The following is a 22738-nucleotide window of genomic DNA, read 5'->3' on the forward strand; positions in this document are numbered from 1 at the left end:
ATGCGCCGTTTGCTCCTGACATTTCTTGTCGCCCTTGGTCTGCCCGCTGCCGCGCAAGACAGCGAGCGTCCTGCCGTTCTGGTGGCCGATGACCTGTTCATCACCCGTGACCGGGAACTGGTCGCCCAAGGCAATGTAGAGGCGTTTCAGGGCACGACCCGCATCCGTGCCTCTGCGATCCGCTATAATGATGAAACCGGTGCCTTGGTGATTGAAGGACCGATTGTGCTGAACGATGGTGATGGCACCGTCATTCTCGCGGATGCGGCAGAGCTGGATCAGGGGTTGCAGAACGGTCTGCTGCGCGGCGCACGTATGGTGCTGAACCAGCAGGTGCAGATGGCCGCCGTCCAGATCGACCGTGTCGAGGGGCGCTATAGCCAGCTGTACAAGACCGCCGTGACCTCATGCAAAACCTGCAATGACGGCGAGCTGCCCCTCTGGCAGATCCGCGCGCGCCGCGTGGTGCATGATACCGAGGCGCAGCAACTGTATTTCGATGATGCGACTTTTCATATCCGGTCGGTGCCGGTGTTCTACCTGCCCCGTTTGCGGCTGCCCGACCCGACGCTGGACCGCGCGGACGGTTTTTTGGCCCCATCCATTCGCACCACGTCGCTGTTGGGCACGGGGCTGAAGCTGCCTTATTTCATCACCTTGGGCGAAAGCCGCGACCTGACCCTGACGCCCTATCTGTCGTCCTCGACCCGCACGCTTGAATTCCGCTATCGGCAGGCGTTCACCAACGGTGATATCGAGTTTGACGGGGCCTATACCCGCGATGACCAGCTGCCAGATGAGACCCGCGGCTATCTGTTCGGTGAAGGCAGCTTCGAGCTTGAGCGCGGCTACAAGCTGAGCTTCACGATCGAGGCCGTCAGCGACAGCTCTTACTTTACCGAATACGGCTATTCGGACGAGGACCGTTTGCGCAGTGATCTCACACTTTCACGCGCGCGGCGAGACAGCTTTGTGCGCACCAGCCTTTACAACTTTGAAACCCTGCGCCCCGGAGAGTTGAACAGCACCCTGCCCACAGTCGTGATCGACGGCGAATTCGAACGGCGCTTTTTCCCCAAGGCATGGGGGGGCGAGCTGCGGTTCGGGCTGGAGGCGCATAGCCATTGGCGATCTTCCGATGTGGATGTGATTGGACGCGATGTATCGCGGATCAACGGGTCGCTGAAATATCTGCGTCGCTTCACCCACCGCTCCGGCTTGGTCACCGATGCGCAGGTCGGCACGACGTTCAATTTCTTCGACATCACCCAAGACGATACCTTTGCGCAGAACCATAGCGACATCGCGCCTTTCGCAGCCGTCGGTCTAAGCTACCCGATGGCACGCCGCGAGGCTGGTGGTGCGTCGCAAGTGCTGACGCCCGTAGTGCAACTGGGGTGGACCGATGGCAGCAGGCTCGACATTCCGAACGAGGAAAGCACCCGCGTGGAATTCGACCAGGGCAATATCCTGTCGCTCTCGCGCTTTCCGCGCCCCGACCGGCGCGAACGCGGCACAACCGCGGCAGTGGCGGTGAACTGGTCGCGCTTTGACCCCAATGGCTGGGACACCTATGTCGCGGTTGGTCAGGTGTTCCGCAGCATCAGCGACCCTGCCTTTACCGATACGTCCGGCCTGTCGGGCGTGCGCTCTGACGTGCTGCTGGCGGGGCAGATCAAGAATAACGCCGGTCTTTCGCTGACCGCGCGGACCTTGGTCGACTCCGATTTCGACATCTCCAAGGCGGAACTGCGCGGCGGGTGGAGCATTGGCAAAACTACCGTCGAAGGCACCTATGTCTGGCTCGAGGCGGATACTGCCGAAGATCGGACCGAAGCGATTTCCGAGGTGTCGCTTGACGGCAGCTACGACATCAACAAGCAATGGTCCGCCAGCGCCGACGTGCGCTATGACGTGCAAAACAGTACAGCGGCGACGGCGGGGCTTGGCCTGACCTACAATAATGAATGTGTGAGCGTCGACCTTTCGGTGCGCCGCCGCTATACCTCCTCAACAAGTGTTGAGCCCTCTACCGATATCGGGTTTAACATCGGCCTGCGGGGCTTCTCGGCCTCCAACGGAACAGAAAGATATGAGCGATCATGTGGGAAATAAGTAAGATGAACCTGAACCGTCTGACACGAAGCATCGCCGTCCTTGGGCTTGGTCTGATGACCGCCGCCCCCGTTTCGGCGCAGAACCTCTTTGCGCCCGTCGCCAAGGTGAATGAATCCGTTGTAACCGAATTCGAAGTCCAGCAACGCCAGCGCTTTCTTGAGGTGTTGAACGCACCGGGGGCGACCCGCGAAGGGGCGCTGACCTCGCTGATCGACGAACGCCTGCGCAACGAGGCCGTGGCCGAAGCGGGCATCGAACTGACGCCGCAGGGCATCGAAGACAGCCTTGCCGAATTTGCCTCGCGCGCGGATCTGAGCACCGAAGAATTCACCCAGGCCCTTGGTCAATCCGGCGTCTCGCGCGAAACGTTTCGCGATTTCGTTGTAAACTCGGTCGGGTGGCGTGAACTGGTGCGTGCCCGCTATGCCAGCCGCGTGCAGATCACCGACGCTGAAATCAACCGCGCTTTGGGCGAGACACAAGGTAGCGGTGTGCGCGTGCTCGTGTCCGAGATCATCATTCCCGCTCCGCCCCAGCAAGCTGCACGGGTGAACGCGCTGGCCGAACAAATATCGCAATCCAAATCAACGGCAGAGTTTTCGAACTACGCCAGCCGCTATTCCGCGACCGCCTCGCGCGGGCGTGGCGGGCGGCTGCCGTGGCAGAACCTGACCGACCTGCCGCCAAGCCTGCAGCCGCTGATCCTGAACCTCGCCCCGGGCGAAGTTACCGACCCGTTGCCGATCCCCAACGCCGTGGCGCTGTTCCAGCTGCGCGACATCGAGGAAACCAGCGTCGCCGCGCCGACCTATTCCGAGATTGAATACGCAGCCTATTACATCCCCGGTGGCCGCACAGAACCCGCGCTGGCACAGGCGGCGCAGATCCGTGGCCGCATCGATACCTGCGATGACCTTTACGGCATCGCCAAAGGCCAGCCCGCCGAAGTGTTGGAGCGTGTGAAAAAAGCCCCTTCGGACATCCCGCAGGACGTGGCGATTGAACTGTCCAAGCTCGACACGGGCGAGGTTTCGACCACGCTGACCCGTGCCAATGGTCAGACGCTGATGCTGCTGATGATGTGTGGGCGTACCGCCGCCGCCAATGCCTCCGCCTCGCGCGAGGATGTGACCAATGCGCTGCGTCAGGAACGGCTGACCGGCTATGCCGAACAGCTGCTGGAGCAATTGCGGGCCGACGCGCGCATCGTTCGCAAATGACCCAAGCCAAGACGGGCTTGGCCGACAAGCCGGTTGTGATCTCTTGCGGCGAACCCTCTGGCATCGGGCCAGAGGTCGCCGCACGGGCCTGGGCGATGCTGGCAGGCGAAGTGCCGCTCGCCTGGATCGGGGATCCGCGCCACCTGCCCCAAGACATTCCCCATTGCATTATCGACAGCCCGTCGGACGCGCTTGCCGCGGGCAGCGACGCCTTGCCCGTGCTGCGCCACGACTTTGCCGCCAGTGCCGTCGCGGGCAAGCCTGACCCCGCCAATGCGCAGGGGGTGATCGACGTGATCGCACGCGGTGTTGACCTGGTGCGCAGCGGCGCCGCATCTGCGCTGACCACCGCGCCCATTCACAAAAAGGCGCTGAAGGACGGGGCCGGTTTCGCCTATCCGGGCCACACCGAATATCTTGCCGCGCTGGCGGGGGGAAGCGATGTGGTGATGATGCTTGCCTCTGACCAACTGCGGGTGGTGCCGGCCACGATCCATATCGCGCTGGATCAGGTCCCCAATGTGCTGACCCCCGCCCATCTGCGCCGCGTGATAGAGATTACGGCGGCGGGGCTTCGCTCTCAATTCGGGATCAAGGCACCTAGAATAGCCATCGCAGGTCTGAACCCCCATGCGGGCGAAGGCGGCACAATGGGCCGTCAGGAAGCAGATTGGATGACGGCGCTGGTCACCCGGATGCAGGACGAAGGCTATGACCTGAGCGGCCCGCACCCTGCCGATACGATGTTCCACGCCGCCGCACGGTCGCGCTATGACGCGGCGATTGCCATGTATCACGATCAGGCGCTGATCCCGATCAAGACGCTGGATTTCGACCGCGGCGTCAATGTGACGCTCGGTCTGCCGTTCATCCGCACCTCGCCCGATCACGGCACCGCCTTTGACATCGCGGGTCAGGGCATCGCCAACCCCACCAGCATGGTCGAGGCGCTGCGCATGGCCTATCGCATGGCGCAATCATGACCCCGCGCCCCCAGAACCCTTCTGTTTCACAGGTCCAAGAATGAGCACAATCGACAACCTGCCGCCCCTGCGCGAGGTGATCAATACCCATGACCTGAAGGCGCGCAAATCGCTGGGCCAGAACTTTCTGCTCGACCTGAACCTTACCGCCAAGATCGCGCGACAAGCGGGCGATATGACCGAATGTGATGTGCTTGAAATCGGGCCGGGCCCCGGGGGGTTGACGCGCGGGTTGCTGTCCGAAGGCGCGCGTCGAGTGCTGGCGATCGAGAAAGACAAACGCTGCCTGCCCGCTTTGGCCGAGATCGCCGAGGCCTATCCCGACCGTCTGACGGTGATCGAAGGCGACGCCCTTGAAATCGACCCGCTGGCCCATCTGACCCCACCGATCCGTATCGCGGCGAACCTGCCCTATAACGTGGGGACAGAGCTCCTGGTGCGTTGGTTGACCCCGCAGGAATGGCCACCCTTCTGGCAAAGCCTGACGTTGATGTTCCAGCGCGAGGTGGCCGAGCGGATCGTGGCCAAGCCCGGCTCAAAGGCCTATGGCCGTCTGGCGCTGCTTGCACAGTGGCGGGCCGATGCGCGTATCGTGCTGAACCTGCCACCCGAGGCGTTTACCCCGCCGCCCAAAGTCTCCTCCGCTGTGGTGCATCTGACGGCCCTGCCCGAACCCCGCTTTCCTGCGGACCCTGATGTGTTGAACCGCGTTGTGGCGGCCGCCTTTAATCAGCGGCGCAAAATGCTACGCTCTGCCCTCAAAGGAACCGCACCGGATATAGAGGATCGTTTGCGTGCGGCCGGATTGAAACCGACGGAGCGCGCCGAACAGGTGCCGCTGGAAGGCTTCTGCGCGCTGGCCCGCGAAATCGCCAAGGGCTAAGGCCACCACAACACGCTTACCGTCCGAAACGCAAAAGGCCCCGCAATCGCGGGGCCTTTGTTACGATGTCAAAGCGTTTATTCGGCCGCTTCGGGCTGATCGCCACTGTTGTCCTTGGCCGGTTCGCTCGTCTCTGCTTTGGGGGCAGGTTTGCGGCGCGGCGCGCGTCGGGGCTTGGGCTTGTTCTCGGGCGTGTCGACCAGATTGTCCTCTGCCGCATTGCCATCTTGCGCGTCATCGCCATCCGACTTGGGCGCGCTGTCCGACTTGGGGGCGTTGTCATTCTGGTTGTTGTTGCTGCGGCTGCGGCGGCGCTTGGGGGCATCGCCCTTGGCGTTGTCCTGCTGGGACGCGTCGGATTTGTCGCCCGTATCTGCTTCCGTGGCAGGTTGATCCGCAGTGTTCTGACCGGCTTGAGCGGCTTCGCGTTCCTGACGCTCTACCCGCTCGCGGTCTCGCTCTGCCTGACGTTCGCGGTTCTCGCGTTCTTGCTGATCGCGACGCTGGTCAATCTCGCGTTGTGCTTCGGACAGCATACGCAGGTAATGTTCGGCGTGCTGCTGGAAGTTCTCTGCCGCCACGCGGTCGTTGCTCAGCTGGGCGTCACGCGCCAACTGGTTGTATTTCTCGATAATCTGCTGCGGCGTGCCGCGGACCTTGCCTTCGGGGCCAGAACTGTCGAAAACGCGGTTAACGACGTTGCCACCTTGCGGCTGACGGTTGCGATTATTCTTGGACCGGGACCGTGATCTGGAAGATTTCATGTAATCAGTTCAGCCTTGTTATGCTGGGCTTCGGAATAAGCTGCCGGACGCAGTCGCGTCCCTGAAAAGCTAGCTTTACGCTCTGTTGGGCTTAACGCCGCGCGGGACCGCCCAAAAGGCATCCACCGCTGCAACATCCTTGAATAAGCACGGCAAATGATTTGGAGCAAGTAGAAATTGGCGAAAAACACCCCCAAATGACAAGTTTTGGCGTGTTTATGCTGGCGTATCGGCCCAAAGGACACGGTCGCGCCCGCCCAGATCGGGCAAGATGCGCACCCGGCCCCAACCGGCCGCCTCAAAGATCGCTTTCACATCGGCACCCTGTTGCCAGCCAATCTCTGCCAGAACGCGGCCTGTGGGCGTCAGATATCCCTGTGCCTGCGCCGCGATGATACGGTACACACTCAACCCGTCCTGCCCGTCGGTCAATGCCATCTCGGGTTCATGCAAGCGCAGTTCGGGCGAGACATCCGCCATCTCGCTTTGTGCCAGATATGGCGGGTTGGAGACGATCAGATCGAACCGTCCCTCGGCCGCGCTGAACCAGTCCGATTGCGTGATCTCCGCGCGTGCCTGCACCCCGTGCAACACCGCATTGGCGCTGGCCTGCAGGCAGGCAGCTTCGGATAGATCAAGGCCCACGCCGCGTGCGTCTTGCTGTTCGGCCAGAAGCGTCACCAGAATACAGCCCGATCCCGTGCCCAGATCAAGCACCCGTTCAAAGGGCTCGGACAGCGCCAGTTCAATAAGGGATTCGGTCTCGGGCCGCGGGTCCAGCACATCGCGGCTGACCTTGAAGTCGCGCCCGTAAAACGCCCGCTGCCCCACCAGATGCGAGACCGGCACGCGCACCGCCCGCAAGGCGATCAGCTTTTCGTAGCGTTCGGCAATATCCGGCGCGATTTCCTCGGGCGCGATCAACGTCACCCGCGCCGCATCGACTGACGCCGCATGTGCCAGCAAGATCCGCGCATCCCGTGCAGGGTCAGGCACGCCCGCCGCGCGCAATCGCGCTGTGGCGGCGACCATTGCTTGCGCGGCGGTTGGCGCGCTCACTGCCCCATCTCGGCCAGAAGCTGCGCCTGCGCATCCGCGGTCAGCGCATCGACAATCTCGTCCAGATCGCCCTGCATCACGGCTTCAAGCCGGTAGAGGGTGAGGTTGATCCGGTGGTCGGTAAGGCGCCCTTGCGGGAAGTTATAGGTCCGGATCCGTTCAGACCGGTCCCCCGACCCCACCTGCGCCGCACGGCTGGCCGATCGTTCACTGTCCACCCGCTGACGCTCCATATCATAAAGCCGCGCTTTCAGCACCTGCATCGCGATCTCGCGGTTGCGGTGCTGCGACTTCTCGGAAGACGTCACCACCAGCCCCGTCGGCAGGTGAGTGATGCGCACGGCAGAATCGGTGGTGTTGACGTGTTGCCCGCCCGCCCCTGAACTGCGCATCGTATCGATCCGCAGATCGTTGGCGTCAATGTGAATATCCACATCCTCTGCCTCTGGCAGAACAGCGACAGTCGCGGCAGAAGTATGGATACGCCCGCCGCTTTCGGTAGAGGGCACACGCTGCACGCGGTGCACACCGGATTCGTATTTCAAACGGGCAAAGACATTCTCGCCCTTAATATGGGCCACGACCTCTTTGACGCCGCCAAGCTCGGTGAACTGTTGTTCGATCAGCTCGACCTTCCAGCCCCGCGCCTCGGCATAGCGTTGATACATGCGCAGCAGATCAGCGGCGAAAAGCGCTGCCTCATCCCCGCCGGTGCCGGGGCGGATCTCCAGCATTGCAGGTTTCTTATCGGCCTCGTCCCGCGGCAGCAGCGCCAACTGCAAATCAGCCTCCGCTTGCGGCAAGGCGGCCTTCAGGCGCGGCAGCTCTTCCTCGGCCAGCTCCGCCATCTCGGGGTCTTTCAACATGGCGCGGGCATCGTCCATGTCTTGCAACAACTGGCGATAGGCGTCGATCTGTTCGACCACGGGGCGCAGATCTGCGTATTCCTTGGCCAGCTTGGCAAAATCCGCCCCATCAGAGCCAGCAGACATCGACGCCTCCAGAAACTGGAAACGTTGGGTGATTTGGGCAAGGCGGTCCATGGGGATCATACCGCTGGATGTCGCTGATGAAGCGGCTATGGTCAAGACCCAGCCTGTGCTATGATGCCCCTATGAAACGCATTTCGCTGGTTTTCAGTCTGATCTGCCTTGCCCCGTCGCTTGCGGCGGACCCTGCGCCCTCGGGGCGCAAAACGGTTGAGTGCTATTGCACCGACCGCGACGGCCAGCGGGTCGAGCTGGGGCAAACGATCTGCCTCGATGTCAACGGTCGTCGCTTTGCCGCGCAATGCCAGATGTCGCTGAATGTGCCCATGTGGCGCGATATCGGCGAGGCCTGCCCCGGCCTCGCACAGCGCCTAGACCCCGGCTTGGGCCAGAACCCGCTTCAGACGCTTGCCGTTCACACCCATATCTGACCGACCAAAGCGCAGCCGCCCATAGACCACCGCGCGGCTCTGATCCGCCCCGTCAACGGGGGTGACCGCGACGCTGGTGTAATCGGGAAAGCCCCAGAAGCCCGAGCGTGTGACATAAAGAGCCTGACCTGCGGTGCTGTCGATCCGCTGGGTTCGGGGCAACGACAGCATCGCGTCGTCAAACCGGTTCAAGAACGCCGTGCCATCGCCTTCAACCTCGCGCACGGCCATAAGGCCCCCCTCCGACGGGTAATCACCGGGGGCCTTGTCGACCGCGCCCAATTCCCAGCGGGCCGCGGGGGCGGGTGCAAGACGGATGTACGCCTGCAAGGCGACGAAAATCGCCAGTGCAATCCAGAAAAATGCCATCATTATCTTTACCTTCATTTTGCCAAATAAACTCCCCGCGGAGCGTCCTGCCGTCGCAATCTGCACCGCCGGTGGTTATGCGCGGGCTTTGGTCTGCCGCATATTCCACCCCAGCAGGCACAGGATTTCGGTCGCTACATGGGCACCGGCGATCGCTGTCGCACCGGTCGTGTCAAAAGGCGGAGAGACTTCAACGATGTCGCCGCCCACGATGTTGATCCCCGCCAGATCCCGCATCATGATCGCCGCCTGCGCCGACGTGAGCCCGCCCCATACCGGCGTGCCTGTGCCCGGTGCAAAGGCCGGATCAAGCGCATCGATATCGAATGTAAGATAGCAAGGACGGTCGCCAAGTACCTGTTTTATTTTGGCAACGGCTGCCTGCGGCCCCTTCTCGTGAACCTCGCGCGCGTCGATGGTTGTCACGCCAAGCGTATCGGGGTTGGTCGTGCGGATGCCCACCTGAACCGAGGTTTTCGGATCAACGATGCCCGATTTCACCGCCTTGTAGAACATGGTGCCGTGGTCGATCCGGTCCATATCATCGTCGGGCCATGTATCCGAATGCGCATCGAACTGTAACAGACTGATAGGACCGTATTTTTCGGCATAGGCCTTGAGGATCGGGAAACTGATGTAGTGATCTCCGCCCAGGGTCACGCTTGCTGCACCTGCGTCCAGTATCCCTTTGATATGGCTTGTTAAAGCGGCAGGAAACTGGCTTGTGTGACCATAGTCGAATGCCAGATCGCCATAGTCGGCGATGGCAAACTCGCTGAGCACGTCGAAATCCCAGCCATAGGGCGGATCGTAGGGCTGCAAGGAAGACGCTTCGCGGATCGCACGTGGGCCCAGACGGGTTCCGGTACGGTTGGTCACAGCCTGATCAAAGGGCACGCCGGTCACGGCGATGTCCACGCCGCGCAGGTCTTTGGTATAGCGCCGCCGCAGAAAGGACGTGGCCCCGCCAAAGGCGTTCTCGAAGCTCGGCCCTTTTAGATCATCACGGGTAAAGGCTTGATCAACCTGATTTTTCGCGTCTTCCAAACCCATGTTACTTGGCTCCTAATGGTTGGGCCCGCTCGACGATGCGGGCAAAAAAGGATGCACCCACGGGCGCGATCTCATCGTCGAAGTTATAGGCGGCGTGGTGCAGCCCTGCGGTATCACCCTGCCCGATGAACAAATAGGCACCGGGGCGTTTTTCCAGCATATAACTGAAATCCTCGGCCCCCATCTCGCGGCCATTATCGGCAATAACGCGGTCCGCGCCCGCAATCTCGGTGGCAACGGCGGCGGCAAATCCGGCCTCCTCTGGGGTGTTCACCGTGGCGGGATAGCCCTTTTCATATTCCAGTGTCGCGCTGACATCATAGCTGGCGGCCTGTCCGGCGACGATCTGCTCCATCCGGCGGATAACCATGGCCTGCACCTCTTTGTCGAAGCTGCGTACCGTGCCGTTGATATAGGCCGTTTCGGGGATCACGTTGTCGGTCGTGCCCGTGTGGATCTGCGTGACCGAAACGACAAGATCATCCTGCGCATAGTGGTTGCGGCTGACGATGGTTTGCAATGCTGTCGCAATGCCACAGGCGGCAACGACCGGATCGCGGGTCAGATGCGGTGTGGCACCATGACCTCCCAAGCCCTTGATGTGGATGTGAAACTCATCGACCGCCGCCATCATCGCGCCGGGGGATGTGTAAAAGCCCCCTTTCTCGAAGCCGGGCGCATTGTGCAGCGCATAGACCTGACCGATGTCGAAGCGATCAAGGATCCCTTCCTCGACCATCACTTCGGCCCCGCCGCCGGTTTCTTCGGCAGGTTGGAAGATCAGCGCCACGCGGCCCGCGAAATTGCGCGTCTCCGCCAGATATTTCGCCGCCCCCAGCAGCATCGTTGTGTGCCCGTCGTGCCCGCAGGCGTGCATCTTGCCTGCGTGGGTGCTGGCATAGTCCAGCCCGGTTTCCTCGGGGATCGGCAGCGCATCCATATCGGCGCGCAACCCGATGGTCGGCCCCTCGGCCTGACCGTTGATAATGGCGACGATGCCCGTGGTGGCAAAGCCTTCGTGCAGTTCATCCACGCCGAAGTCCCGCAGGCGTTCCGCCACGAAAGCCGCGGTCTTGAAGCAGTCATTCCCCAGTTCCGGGATCGTGTGCAGATATCTGCGCCATTCTGTCATCTGGGGGGCATAATCCGCGATACGGTTCACGACGGGCATTACTGGACTCCTGTGGGGATGTTGGTCAGGTTGCATCTGACATCAGACACATGGGGGCTGCAATGGCCGAGACAAGAAATGATGCGTTGATCCACGATCGCGACGCCGGGATCGAACGCTTGTTGGAAATCATGCGCCGCCTGCGTGACCCGCAAACCGGATGCCCTTGGGATATCGAACAGGATTTCGACAGCATTGCCCCCTATACCATTGAAGAAGCGTATGAAGTCGCCGATGCGATCGAGCGTCGCGACTGGCCCGAGCTCGAGGGAGAGTTGGGCGATCTGCTGCTCCAGACCGTGTATCACACGGCCATGGGCGAAGAGGACGGGCGGTTCAGCTTTCAGACGGTGGTGCGCAATATCTCGGACAAGATGGTCGCGCGGCACCCGCATGTTTTCGGCGATGAAAGCCGCGATAAATCGGCCGAGCAGCAGACCGCGGATTGGGAAAAGATCAAGGCGGCAGAACGCGCGGGCAAGGCCCAGGGGGGAACGCTTGACGGCGTGGCCGTTGGCCTGCCCGCGCTGCTGCGCGCCTACAAGCTGCAAAAACGGGCGGCCCGTGTCGGGTTTGACTGGCCGCAGGTCGATGATGTGATCGCCAAGATCACCGAGGAAGCGACCGAACTGGTCGAGGCGCGTGATACGCTGACCCAGGCCGAGGTGACCGAGGAATACGGTGACCTGATGTTCGTCATGGCCAATCTGGGACGGCATCTTGGGGTCGAACCCGAAGCCGCCCTGCGCGCCGCCAACGCCAAATTCATCCGCCGCTTCAACGGCGTAGAGGCACGGTTGGCCGCACGAGGTAAATCGCCCTCGGACAGTGATCTCGCCGAGATGGATGCCCTGTGGGAGGATGTAAAACGGGCGGAACGCAGCTAGGACCGCCCGTGCCTGCTGGACAAGTCGCGGCACTTGCGGCAAGGCTCTGGCACAGCCAAGACAGGAGAGCCCATGACACCGCGCAAGATCATTATCGACACGGACCCCGGTCAGGATGACGCCGTAGCGATCCTTGTCGCTTTGGCCAGCCCCGAAGAGCTTGATGTTCTGGGGATCACCTGCGTCGCGGGCAATGTGCCGCTGGACCTCACCTCGCGCAACGCCCGGATCGTGTGCGAATTGGCAGGCAAACGGGATGTCAAAGTCTTTGCCGGATGCGACCGCCCCTTGGGCCGCGCGCTGGTCACGGCAGAGCATGTGCACGGCAAGACCGGGCTGGACGGCCCCGATCTGCCCGAACCTACCATGCCGATGGCCGAAGGCCATGCTGTTGATTTTATCATCGACACGCTGCGCGATAACGCTCCGGGCACCGTCACGCTATGCCCGCTGGGACCGCTGACCAATATCGCCACCGCGTTGCAAAAAGCACCCGATATCGCCGATCGCATCGCCAAGATCGTGCTCATGGGCGGCGGCTATTTCGAAGGGGGTAACATCACCCCAACGGCAGAGTTCAACATCTACGTTGACCCGCAAGCGGCTGATATCGTGTTTAAATCCGGCGCTCCTATCGTTGTCATGCCGCTGGACGTTACCCATAAGGCGCTGGTGACCAAAGCGCGCAACGATGCTTTCCGCGCCCTTGGCACGCCCGTGGGCATCGCCGTGGCTGAAATGACCGATTTCTTCGAACGGTTCGACAAAGAGAAATACGGCTCTGACGGCGCGCCGCTGCATGACCCTTGCGTCACCGCCTATCTGATCAACCCCGATCTGTTCAAAGGCCGCCACATCAACGTCGAGATCGAGACAGAGTCAGAGCTGACCATGGGCATGACCGTCGCCGATTGGTGGGGCGTGACCGACCGCGCCCCCAATGCGACCTTTATGGGCGATCTGGATTCTGACGGCTTCTTTGCCCTGCTGACCGAACGGTTGGCCCGTCTATGAGCGCGGCCTTCACCCTTGCCAAGCCAGAGCATCTGGACCGTCTCGTTGCCCTCGTGGGCAGCTTTCACGCCGAGACGGGGATCGAGCAGACGGATGACGACCGCCGCAACGGGCTGGCACCTCTGCTCGAAGGCACGCCCTATGGGGTGGCCTATCTGATCGGCCCTGCCCGTGCGCCCATCGGCTATATCATCATCACCTTCGGCTGGTCGGTTGAGTTCGGCGGTCTGGACGCGATCATCGATGAAATCTACGTGCGCCCCGGCGTGCGTGGCCGTGGCATCGCGACAGAGGCATTGCTGGCCGTCCCGAATGCGCTGGCGGGCGGCGGTCTGCGCGCGATCCATCTTGAGGTAGAGCGTAGCAACGAGATCGCGCAGAAGCTTTACCACCGTGCAGGCTTTCGCCCTCGCGAAAACTACATGTTCATGTCGCGCAAATTCTGACGCGGACTGGCAAGCTGGGGCCGCGGCCCCTATATCTGCCCTATGACAGTATCAGCCCCCTTCGATAACAGCTACGCGGCCTTGCCCGATGGCTTTTTCACCCGCACCACGCCTACGCCGGTGGCCGATCCCAAACTTCTGGCTTTCAACGCGCCGCTGGCCAAGACGCTGGGGATCACCCACGGATCGACCGAGGATCTGGCCTTTATCTTCAGCGGGAACGAACTGCCCGCCGGTGCCGATCCGCTGGCGCAGCTTTATGCGGGGCATCAGTTCGGCAATTACAACCCGCAGCTTGGCGATGGCCGCGCGATCCTCTTGGGCGAGGTGCTGGATGCAAAGGGCCAGCGCCGCGATATCCAGTTGAAAGGATCAGGGCGCACGCCCTATTCCCGTGGTGGCGACGGGCGCGCCTGGCTTGGGCCGGTCTTGCGTGAATATGTGGTGTCCGAGGCGATGCACGCCCTTGGCATCCCCACCACCCGCGCCTTGGCCGCTGTGCAAAGTGGCGAGGATGTCTTTCGCGAAACCGCCCTGCCCGGTGCCGTGCTGTCCCGTGTCGCCGCAAGCCATCTGCGTGTGGGGACGTTTCAGGTCTTTGCCCATCGGGGCGAGGTCGAAAACCTGCGCCGCCTCACCGACTATGCGATCCAGCGGCACTACCCGCAGGCGGACGGGCCCTTGGGCCTGCTGCGCGCGGTCTGCGCAGCACAGGCGGATCTGGTCGCGGCGTGGATGTCGGTCGGGTTTATTCACGGGGTGATGAACACCGATAACTGCGCCATCTCGGGCGAGACGATTGATTACGGCCCCTGCGCCTTCATGGATGCGTTCCACCCCAACCGTGTGTTCAGCTCTATCGACCGTCAGGGGCGCTATGCCTATGCCAATCAGCCGCAGATCGTCGTGTGGAATATGGCGCAGCTTGCAACCTCATTGTTGCAGCAGCTTGATGATCCCGAAAGCGGCGTGGCCGAGGCGACAGAGATCGTGCACGCCATGCCCGCGTTGATCGAGCAAGCCTGGCTGAGACGCTTTGCTGCCAAGATCGGGATCACGACGCCCAAGGCTGAAGATACTGCACTGATCGACGCCCTGTTGTCGCTGATGCAAACGGATGGCGCGGATTTTACCAATGCTTTCCGCGCGCTGTCAGGCGATGACGCCGCCGGCCAATTCACCGACCGCGCGGCCTTTGCCAACTGGCGCGACGCGTGGCAGCAGCGCATCGCGGCCGAGCCTGACCCTAAATCGGTCATGAATGCTGCCAACCCCGCCGTGATCCCGCGCAACCACCGGATAGAGGCGATGATCAACGCCGCCGTTGCCGGTGATATGGACCCGTTCCACCGGCTGATGACAGCGCTTGCCCACCCGTACCGCGAAACCGACGCCGATCTGCACCGCGCGCCGACGACGCAGGAGATCGTGCCGGCCACCTTCTGCGGCACCTGAACGACGGCCAGCGGGTGGCAGGTGCCACCCGTTGTCCCACCGTCAAGCACGTCGACAAGCGGGAACCCCCGCGATCTTTTGGTTGTTTTGCACAGTAAACTGCAACAGACTTGCAGGCGATTTGACCCAAAAGGATTATCGATAATGAGCTTGATGAAAACATTGGCCAAAGTGGCGATTGGCGTGGCTGTGGCCAAAGGGGCCAGCGCCATGATGAACAAGAATAAATCCACGACCGGCAGCGCCAGCAGCGGCGGCGGACTGGGCGGATTGCTGGGCGGTTTGACCGGCGGCAGCACAGGCGGCTCGGGCGGTAACCTGCAGGATATGCTGGGCGGTTTGATGGGGGGATCGTCCGGGGCCAGCAGCGGCGGCTTGGGCGGTTTGCTGAACCAGCTTGGCGGCGGCACAGGCACCAGCACGTCTGGCAGCTCGGGCGGCCTTGGCGGGCTGCTGGGTGGGCTTGCAGGTGCCGCAGGTGCGGGTGGCTTGCTGTCCAGCCTGGGCGGTGCGAGCCAAAAAGCCCCCGAACGGCCAGAGGCAGACTTTGGCGCGGTGCTGAACTCGCAATTCGATAGCAACCCTGCCCCCGAAATCACCCCCTCGCGCGATCAGGAGGCCACCGCCGCGCTGATGATCGCCGCAATGATCCAGGCCGCGAAATCCGACGGCACATTTGATGAGTCCGAGCGTGAAAAGCTGCTGAACCATCTGGGCGACGTGGACGCTGACGAGGCCGCATTCGTGCAAGGCCAGATGGAAGCCCCTGTGGATGTCGACGCGCTGGTCGCCCAGACCCCCGACGGCATGGGCCCGCAAATCTATGCGATGTCGCTGCTGGCGATCGATCTGGATACGCAGGAAGAGGCGCAATATCTGCACAAGCTGGCCAGCGCCTATGGGATGCAACCCGCCGCGGTGAACGAGATCCACGCGCAGATGGGGGTGCCGTCGCTCTACACCTAAAGCGGCGCGGCCTTACGACAGACGGTTGTGAAAGCCTGATCCGGCAACGGGTCAGGCTTTTGCTTTCTTGGCCTTCTTTTCCTTGGCGATTACATGCTCTGCCAGATCACGGGCGATGGCAAAGGCCCCTTTGATCTTGTCGGCATCGGTTTTCCAGTCGCGCTTGACGACGATCTTGTTCTCTTTGACCTTTGCCAGCCCGCGTTGGTCCTGAATGAAGGTGACCAACCCCTCGGGCGAGGCGAATTTGTCGTTGTGGAACTGGATCGTGACGCCCTTGGGCCCGCCATCCAGCTTGGCAATACCGGCGCGTTTGCACATCGCCTTGATCCGCACGACCAGCATCAGCGTGTTCACCTCTTTCGGCAGCTTGCCGAAACGGTCGATCAGCTCGGCGGCAAAGCCTTCCAGCTCGACCTTGGTGGTCAGTTCGGACAGGCGACGGTAGAGCCCAAGGCGCACATCCAGATCAGGGACGTAATCCTCGGGGATCAGCACCGGCACGCCCAGATTGATCTGCGGTGCCCACTGCCCATCGTCGTCGATCACGCCTTCCAGCTCGCCCGACTTGATCTTGGCAATCGCGTCTTCCAGCATGGATTGATAAAGCTCGAACCCCACGTCGCGCATCTGGCCGGATTGTTCCTCGCCCAGCAGGTTGCCCGCACCCCGAATATCCAGATCCTGCGACGCCAGCGTAAAGCCTGCCCCAAGCGTGTCGAGGCTGCCCAACACCCGCAAACGCTTCTCTGCGGTGGCCGTCAGCTTGGCACGGGGTTTGGTTGTCAGATAGGCATAGGCGCGGGTTTTTGATCGGCCCACCCTACCCCTGATCTGGTAGAGCTGTGCCAGACCAAACATATCGGCACGGTGCACGATCATCGTGTTAGCGGTCGGGATATCCAGACCGGATTCCACAATCGTCGTGGCCAGCAGGATGTCATATTTCCCGTCGTAAAAGGCGTTCATCCGGTCGTCGAGCTCTCCGGCGGCCATCTGCCCATGGGCAACAAGATAGGTCAGCTCGGGCAGTTGCTCTTTCAGGAACGCTTCGATTTCGGGCAGATCGGTGATGCGGGGCACCACATAGAAGGACTGCCCGCCGCGATAATGTTCGCGCAACAGCGCCTCGCGCAGGGTGACGGCATCAAATTCGCTGACATAGGTGCGGATCGCCAGACGGTCGACAGGGGGCGTGCCGATGATCGACAGGTCGCGCACGCCGGTTAGGCTAAGCTGCAGGGTGCGCGGGATCGGCGTGGCGGTCAGGGTCAGCACGTGAATATCCGTGCGCATCGCCTTCAGACGTTCTTTGTGACCCACGCCAAAGTGTTGTTCTTCATCAATAATCAGCAGGCCGAGGTTCTTGAACTTGACCGTCTTTGCCAGCAGCGCATGGGTGCCGACCACCACATCGACGGTGCCGCGATTGATGCCGTCGCGGGTGGCTGTGGCCTCTTTCGCGGTGACAAAACGCGACAGTTGACGCACTTCAAGCGGGAAGCCACGGAAGCGTTCGGCGAAGGATTTATAGTGTTGACGTGCCAGCAGGGTTGTTGGCGCAACAATCGCCACCTGCAGCCCTGACATCGCCGCGACAAAGGCGGCGCGCATGGCGACCTCTGTCTTGCCAAAGCCCACGTCGCCGCAGATCAGCCGGTCCATCGGGTTGCCGCTGGTCAGATCGTCCAGCACATCCGAGATGGCATTCAACTGGTCGTCGGTCTCGGTATAGGGGAAGCGCGCGGAAAACGCGTCCCACATGCCGGGGGGCGGATCCATGACAGGCGCTTTGCGCAGCGCACGTTCGGCGGCGATGCGGATCAGCTTGTCCGCCATCTCGCGAATGCGTTCCTTGAGCTTGGCTTTCTTGGACTGCCACGCGCCACCGCCCAGTTTGTCAAGCAGCCCCTCGTCATGGCCATAGCGTGACAGCAGTTCAATATTCTCGACCGGCAGATAGAGCTTCGAGCTTTCGGCGTATTCCAGCAGCAGACATTCATGGGCGGCACCGGCGGCGGTCACCACCTCCATCCCCAGATAGCGGCCGACACCGTGATCCACATGCACGACCAGATCGCCGGGGCTCAGCGATTGTGTCTCGGTCAGGAAATTCTCGGCCCGCCGTTTACGTTTCGGCGCGCGGATCAAGCGGTCGCCAAGGATGTCTTGTTCAGAGATGACAGTCAGTTTCGAGGCGCTGCTGCCGCCTTCCCAAGGGGCTTCGAACCCGTGTTCCAACGCCCAAACCGCCAGATGCAGCCCGCGTTTGCCGATGCGGGTGCCGTTCTTGATGGCGATGGTCTCGCCCATGCCTTCGTCTTCGATCAGGCCGGTCAACCGTTCGCGCGCACCGTCGGAATAGCTGGCGATGACCACCGGACCTTCTTGAAGTTTTGCTTTAATATGCGCCGCCAAAGCACCGAAAAGGCTGACGGTTTCCTGTTGACGTTCGGGCGCGAAGTTGCGCCCCAAGCGTCCACCCGCATCCAGCACATTCGGACCCGTCGGCTGTGGGAGCGGTTTGAAACTGATCACGCGTTTGCCGATCAGCGCGGTTTCCCACGCGGTGTCGGTCAGGTACAGTCCTTCGGGCGGTGCGGGCTTATAGACGCTGTCCATCTTCGACCGGTTCGCCATCGCCAGCCTGCGGGTTTCGTATTGATCTGCGATACTCTCCCACCGCGACAGACGTTGCGCGGTCAGTTGGTCGTCCAGCGTGATCGTCGCCCGCGGCACATAGTCGAACAAGGTCTCGAGCGTTTCGTGAAAGAACGACATCCAGTGTTCCGCGCCCTGATGCTTGCGCCCTGCGCTGATCGCTTCATACAGCGGATCATCGGTCCCCGCGGCCCCGAATTCGATCCGGTAGTTCTGGCGGAAACGGGTGATAGCGCTTTCATCAAGGATGACTTCGCTGACGGGGGCAAGCTCCACGAGCTCCAGCTTTTCTGTGGTGCGCTGCGTCACCGGATCAAAGCGGCGCGCCCCGTCCAGCGTATCGCCAAAGAGGTCCAGCCGCACAGGGCCAAGATCACCGGGTGGGAAAATGTCGATGATGCCGCCGCGGATCGCGTAGTCGCCCGGCTCGGTCACCGTCGGGCTCTGGACAAAGCCCATGCGGACAAGGAACCCGCGCAAGGCTGCCTCGTCTATCCGGTCGCCCACGCGGGCCGAAAACGCGGCATCGCGCAGCACATCGCGCGCAGGCACCCGCTGGGTCGCGGCGTTCAGCGTGGTCAGCAGGATAAAACGGTCCGGCATTCCATGCACCAGTCCCGCCAGCGTCGCCATCCGCTGCGCCGAGATATCGGCATTGGGCGACACGCGGTCATAGGGCAGGCAATCCCATCCGGGGAAGACGACCACAGGCACATCCGGCGCGAAAAAGCGCAGCGCCGCCTGCATTGCCGCCATGCGTTTGTCATCACGGGCAATATGCAACACCGGTGTGCCGTTTTTGCCCAGTTCGTTCAGCACCGCCTGTGCGTCAAAACCTTCGGGGACGCCGGACAGCGTGATTTGGGATTTCTCTGACATCAGCAGCTACCTGTATCCGATCGCGGTTTTTTCAACCGCCAAACGGACCTGTATAAAGGTTTTGGTACATGCCCCACATCGATGTGATGAAAATCGAAATCATCCCGATGATCTGGGTATAAAGACGGTGACGGTTCAGCCGTTTGATCAGGCGGTCGCCGGTGCCGGAATCCTCGCGGATCTGCTGCGCGGTCGACACGCTCAGCACCCCTACCAGACACAGCGGAAAGGCCAGCAAGAGCACGGCTTGGGCGAATTCGAAACGGTAGAAAACCGCCAGCGTAAAGAGCATCGTCATGAAAAAGCAGGTGAACCCCAAAATCCAGATGCCGGACACTTGGGTGATATATAGAATACGGTTCACGTTGATGCGTGCCATATCCTCCAGGTCGACCAGCGCCTGTTCACCGTTGCGCCGCGCGCGCAGCACCATATCAAAGGGCACGCCCAAGACCCAATGGCTGGCAGAAGACCAGATCACCGCAACGGCGATCCAGTACCACAGGTTGGAAAACGACCGCATGTCGATGACTTCGAAAATTGTCTGATAGAGGGTCAAGGTGCGCTCATCTTTGAAGTGAAATCATTGTGTTCAGACGTGCTGCCCTACAATCGTCTGCCTGTCATAGCGGCGCGTTCGCGAAATTCCTAGCCTTGAGCCGTGCAAAAATACGTGGCAAGCCTTGCCCGATAGCATCTGAGGTATTTTTGCATGAGACCCCAACAAGCCCCCTTTCCCGCCACCCGCCTGCGCCGCACCCGTCAATCCGAGGGCGTCCGCGCATTGGTCCGTGAAAATGCGCTGTCTTTGGGGGATCTGATCTGGCCGGTGTTCGTGCGCAGCGGTGAGGGCGCGGAAGAGCCCGTCCCCTCCATGCCCGGCGTCTATCGGCGCAGCGTTGACAAGCTGGTCGATGCCGCGCGCGAGGCTTCTGATCTGGGGATCGGGGCGATGTGTATCTTTCCTTACACCGGTATCGAGGACCGGACAGAGGATTGCGCCGGTGCCTGGGATCCTGAAAACAACGCAAACCGCGCCCTTCGCGCGATCCGCGAGGCGGTGCCCGATATGGTCCTCATGACCGATGTCGCGCTGGATACCTATAATATCAACGGCCATGACGGCTTTGTAGAAGACGGGATCATTGTGAACGATCGTACGGTCGAAGCATTGGTCAAGATGGCGCTGGCGCAGGCCGACGCGGGGGCCGATATCATCGGGCCGTCCGATATGATGGACGGGCGCATCGCCGCGATCCGCGCAGGTCTTGAAGGGGCAAGCCATTCGGATGTGATGATCATGAGCTATGCGGCGAAATACGCCTCGGCCTTCTATGGCCCGTTTCGCGATGCTGTCGGGGCCTCGGGGGCGCTGACCGGCGACAAGAAGACCTATCAGATGGATTACGCCAACAGCAACGAGGCCATCCGCCTGATCGAGCGTGATCTGCGTGAAGGGGCCGATATGGTCATGGTCAAACCCGGCATGCCATATCTTGATATCTGCCACCGCGTGAAATCCAGCTTCGGGGCGCCGACCTTTGCCTATCAGGTGTCGGGTGAATACAGCATGGTGAAAGCCGCCGCCCAGAATGGCTGGATCGACGAAGACCGCGTGATGATGGAAAGCCTGATGGGGTTCAAACGTGCGGGCTGCGACGGGGTCTTGACCTATTTTGCCCCCGCCGTGGCGCGGTTGATGAACGGATAACGCGGCTTCGATGCGCAAATAACACGCCACTTGTGGCAGATCACCGCCGATTCAAGCCCTAAATTCGTGACACCCGCGGGTTTTGAGCATAAGATCGCGCAGAAACCGGATGAACCGGCACAGGCAATTACAGGCAGAAGACTATGACAAACAACACTTTCTCGCGCCGGGCTTTCGCTTTGGGTGCGATTGCAAGCGCGGGTGCCGTTGCGGCATGTGGCAACGGTGTCGGCAGCCGTGGCAGCGGGATGATTGACGCCCGCGTCGATGCGACGCTCAACGCGATGTACCGCAGCTTCCCCAACACGCGGCAACTGGCGGAAAAATCCAACGGTATGCTGATCATGCCGCTGGTGACCGAGGCCGGCCTTGGCTTTGGCGGTGCCTATGGCCGTGGTGCGCTGCGGGTGAATAACGTGACTGTCGACTATTACTCGGTCACCAAGGCGACGGGCGGCTTGCAAATCGGGGCGCAGCAATACGCGCATGTGCTGTTCTTCATGACTGAAGCCGCGCTCAGCGATTTCCGCCGCTCCCCCGGTTGGGCTGCGGGTGCCGATCTGGAATATGTCATCTCGGATCGTGGTGAAAGCGTCGAAGCGGATACCACAACCGTGCTTGCCCCCGTGCTGGCCGCCGTCTTTGGCCGCGCCGGTCTGCGTATCGGTGCCACACTGGAAGGCACGAAATATTCGCGCATCATTCCCTAAGCAAAACGCCCGATCCGCAGCATCGCGGATCGGGCAGCTTTGGGCTTAACCCAAGGCATTCAGACGTTTGAACAGCGCCGACGTATCCCAACGTCCGCCCCCCATTTTCTGCACATCCTTATAGAATTGATCGACCAGCGCCGTGACAGGCAGGCTCGCGTCAATCTCGTTACCGGTGTCCAGACAAATCCCCAGATCCTTACGCATCCAGTCCACGGCAAAGCCGTGGTCGAATTTATCGTCCAGCATTGTCTCGTAGCGGTTGGCCATCTGCCAGCTGCCTGCGGCACCCTGGCTGATCACCTCGACCACATCGCGCCCGTCCAATCCGGCCTTCTGGGCGAAATGCAGCGCCTCGCTCAGGCCCTGCACCAGACCGGCAATGGCAATCTGGTTGCACATCTTGGTCATCTGGCCGGCACCACTGTCGCCAAGCCGACGGCAGATCTTGGCGTAAACCTCCATCACGGGCAGCGCACGATCAAAGGCACCGGAATCGCCACCGCACATGATGGACAGCTGGCCATTCTCCGCCCCCGCCTGCCCGCCGGAAATCGGCGCATCGACAAAGCTGATCTGGCGCGCATCCGCCGCCGCGTGCAATTCGCGCGTCACCGCGGCCGAAACCGTGGTGTGATCGACAAAAATCGTGCCCTCGCCCATGCCGGCAAAAGCGCCGTCGTCGCCAACGCAGACGGAGCGCAGATCGTCATCATTGCCGACGCAGGAAAAAACGATCTCTGCCCCTTTTGAGGCGGCTTTGGGCGTCTCTGCCATCTTGCCACCGTGGGTTTCTGCCCAAGCGCGCGCCTTCTCTGTGGTGCGGTTGTACACGGTCACGTCATGCCCCGCTTTTTGCAGATGCGCGGCCATTGGCGCACCCATCACGCCCAATCCCAAAAATGCGAGCTTTGCCATCGTCTTTTCCTTGTCATTCAGTTGCGCTATTGCCTGAGAGGAACCTATCAC

21 protein-coding genes are annotated in these 22738 nt (G+C 61.5%); 12 read left to right on the forward strand and 9 right to left on the reverse strand.

The genetic code is table 11. The features are described 5' to 3' along the window. From ACNQ62_RS04405 to rsmA, 4 genes are read left to right on the forward strand one after another with little or no spacing between them, the layout of a single operon-like run. Positions 1 to 2115 (forward strand): LPS-assembly protein LptD, encoded by a 2115-nt coding sequence (locus tag ACNQ62_RS04405; protein ID WP_418094294.1) that lies wholly within the window; start codon positions 1 to 3, stop codon positions 2113 to 2115. 5 nt (positions 2116 to 2120) lie between these two features. Next, a complete protein-coding gene (locus ACNQ62_RS04410) occupies positions 2121 to 3338 on the forward strand; it encodes a peptidylprolyl isomerase (RefSeq protein WP_005853540.1) in 1218 nt (405 codons plus the stop codon). Then, the gene (gene pdxA / locus ACNQ62_RS04415; protein ID WP_340236789.1) at positions 3335 to 4321 is read left to right on the forward strand and encodes a 4-hydroxythreonine-4-phosphate dehydrogenase PdxA; all 987 of its coding nucleotides are present in this window, start codon (positions 3335 to 3337) and stop codon (positions 4319 to 4321) included. The genes ACNQ62_RS04410 and pdxA overlap by 4 nt, the downstream gene beginning before the upstream one ends. Positions 4322 to 4361: 40 nt before the next feature. Continuing rightward, positions 4362 to 5204 (forward strand): 16S rRNA (adenine(1518)-N(6)/adenine(1519)-N(6))-dimethyltransferase RsmA, encoded by an 843-nt coding sequence (gene rsmA / locus ACNQ62_RS04420; protein WP_009824612.1) that lies wholly within the window; start codon positions 4362 to 4364, stop codon positions 5202 to 5204. Positions 5205 to 5281: 77 nt separating this feature from the next. Here the strand turns inward: rsmA and ACNQ62_RS04425 are convergent, their stop codons facing one another. From ACNQ62_RS04425 to prfA, 3 genes are all read right to left on the reverse strand, one after another. Further along, on the reverse strand, positions 5282 to 5968 hold the full coding sequence (locus tag ACNQ62_RS04425) for a DUF4167 domain-containing protein (RefSeq protein WP_348000832.1): 687 nt from the start codon (positions 5966 to 5968) through the stop codon (positions 5282 to 5284). 216 nt (positions 5969 to 6184) lie between these two features. Continuing rightward, positions 6185 to 7027 (reverse strand): peptide chain release factor N(5)-glutamine methyltransferase, encoded by an 843-nt coding sequence (gene prmC / locus ACNQ62_RS04430; RefSeq protein ID WP_064216527.1) that lies wholly within the window; start codon positions 7025 to 7027, stop codon positions 6185 to 6187. Further along, positions 7024 to 8079, reverse strand: a complete 1056-nt coding sequence (gene prfA, locus ACNQ62_RS04435) for a peptide chain release factor 1 (RefSeq protein ID WP_005853534.1) — start codon at positions 8077 to 8079, stop codon at positions 7024 to 7026. The genes prmC and prfA overlap by 4 nt, the downstream gene beginning before the upstream one ends. A gap of 62 nt (positions 8080 to 8141) precedes the next feature. Between prfA and ACNQ62_RS04440 the strand changes: the two genes are divergently transcribed. Beyond that, positions 8142 to 8447, forward strand: a complete 306-nt coding sequence (locus ACNQ62_RS04440) for a hypothetical protein (RefSeq protein WP_074634921.1) — start codon at positions 8142 to 8144, stop codon at positions 8445 to 8447. On the opposite strand, the gene ACNQ62_RS04445 is transcribed toward ACNQ62_RS04440, so the two are convergent. From ACNQ62_RS04445 to ACNQ62_RS04455, 3 genes are all read right to left on the reverse strand, one after another. Beyond that, a complete protein-coding gene (locus tag ACNQ62_RS04445) occupies positions 8388 to 8819 on the reverse strand; it encodes a DUF1499 domain-containing protein (RefSeq protein WP_418094295.1) in 432 nt (143 codons plus the stop codon). The genes ACNQ62_RS04440 and ACNQ62_RS04445 overlap by 60 nt on opposite strands. Positions 8820 to 8891: 72 nt before the next feature. Further along, entirely contained in the window at positions 8892 to 9869 is a 978-nt protein-coding gene (gene speB / locus ACNQ62_RS04450) for an agmatinase (protein ID WP_037944271.1), read from the reverse strand. A 1-nt stretch (position 9870) separates the two neighbouring features. Beyond that, positions 9871 to 11040 carry a M20 aminoacylase family protein gene (locus ACNQ62_RS04455; RefSeq protein WP_418094296.1) on the reverse strand — a complete coding sequence of 390 codons (1170 nt, stop codon included), beginning with the start codon at positions 11038 to 11040 and terminating at the stop codon, positions 9871 to 9873. Positions 11041 to 11102: 62 nt separating this feature from the next. Here ACNQ62_RS04455 and mazG point away from each other — a divergent pair, with 62 nt between their 5' ends. The 5 genes from mazG to ACNQ62_RS04480 all read left to right on the forward strand — a co-directional run bounded on the left by mazG (position 11103) and on the right by ACNQ62_RS04480 (position 15808). Continuing rightward, positions 11103 to 11927, forward strand: a complete 825-nt coding sequence (mazG, locus tag ACNQ62_RS04460; RefSeq protein WP_037966320.1) for a nucleoside triphosphate pyrophosphohydrolase — start codon at positions 11103 to 11105, stop codon at positions 11925 to 11927. A gap of 72 nt (positions 11928 to 11999) precedes the next feature. After that, the gene (locus ACNQ62_RS04465) at positions 12000 to 12941 is read left to right on the forward strand and encodes a nucleoside hydrolase (RefSeq protein WP_009824603.1); all 942 of its coding nucleotides are present in this window, start codon (positions 12000 to 12002) and stop codon (positions 12939 to 12941) included. Beyond that, positions 12938 to 13387, forward strand: coding sequence for a GNAT family N-acetyltransferase (locus ACNQ62_RS04470; protein WP_005853523.1), 450 nt, complete (start codon positions 12938 to 12940; stop codon positions 13385 to 13387). The genes ACNQ62_RS04465 and ACNQ62_RS04470 overlap by 4 nt, the downstream gene beginning before the upstream one ends. 42 nt (positions 13388 to 13429) lie before the next feature. Then, complete coding sequence (locus ACNQ62_RS04475; RefSeq protein WP_418094297.1) at positions 13430 to 14842, forward strand: protein adenylyltransferase SelO; 1413 nt, start codon at positions 13430 to 13432, stop codon at positions 14840 to 14842. 144 nt (positions 14843 to 14986) lie between these two features. Continuing rightward, positions 14987 to 15808 (forward strand): DUF533 domain-containing protein, encoded by an 822-nt coding sequence (locus ACNQ62_RS04480; protein WP_005853518.1) that lies wholly within the window; start codon positions 14987 to 14989, stop codon positions 15806 to 15808. A gap of 51 nt (positions 15809 to 15859) precedes the next feature. Here ACNQ62_RS04480 and mfd read toward each other — a convergent pair whose 3' ends face one another. Both mfd and ACNQ62_RS04490 read right to left on the reverse strand, forming a co-directional pair. Continuing rightward, the gene (gene mfd / locus ACNQ62_RS04485; RefSeq protein ID WP_418094298.1) at positions 15860 to 19348 is read right to left on the reverse strand and encodes a transcription-repair coupling factor; all 3489 of its coding nucleotides are present in this window, start codon (positions 19346 to 19348) and stop codon (positions 15860 to 15862) included. Between the two features lie 31 nt (positions 19349 to 19379). Beyond that, positions 19380 to 19907, reverse strand: coding sequence for a hypothetical protein (locus tag ACNQ62_RS04490; protein ID WP_005853514.1), 528 nt, complete (start codon positions 19905 to 19907; stop codon positions 19380 to 19382). Between the two features lie 153 nt (positions 19908 to 20060). Here ACNQ62_RS04490 and hemB point away from each other — a divergent pair, with 153 nt between their 5' ends. Then, a complete protein-coding gene (hemB, locus tag ACNQ62_RS04495; protein WP_418094299.1) occupies positions 20061 to 21059 on the forward strand; it encodes a porphobilinogen synthase in 999 nt (332 codons plus the stop codon). A gap of 143 nt (positions 21060 to 21202) precedes the next feature. Continuing rightward, positions 21203 to 21769 (forward strand): YSC84-related protein, encoded by a 567-nt coding sequence (locus ACNQ62_RS04500; RefSeq protein ID WP_005853509.1) that lies wholly within the window; start codon positions 21203 to 21205, stop codon positions 21767 to 21769. Between the two features lie 45 nt (positions 21770 to 21814). Here the strand turns inward: ACNQ62_RS04500 and ACNQ62_RS04505 are convergent, their stop codons facing one another. Then, positions 21815 to 22687, reverse strand: coding sequence for an NAD(P)-dependent oxidoreductase (locus tag ACNQ62_RS04505; protein WP_418094300.1), 873 nt, complete (start codon positions 22685 to 22687; stop codon positions 21815 to 21817). Between the last annotated feature and the right edge of the window lie 51 nt (positions 22688 to 22738).

Source organism: Sulfitobacter sp. SBS6, from assembly GCF_048285585.1.
Classification (GTDB): Bacteria; Pseudomonadota; Alphaproteobacteria; order Rhodobacterales; family Rhodobacteraceae; genus Sulfitobacter; species Sulfitobacter pontiacus.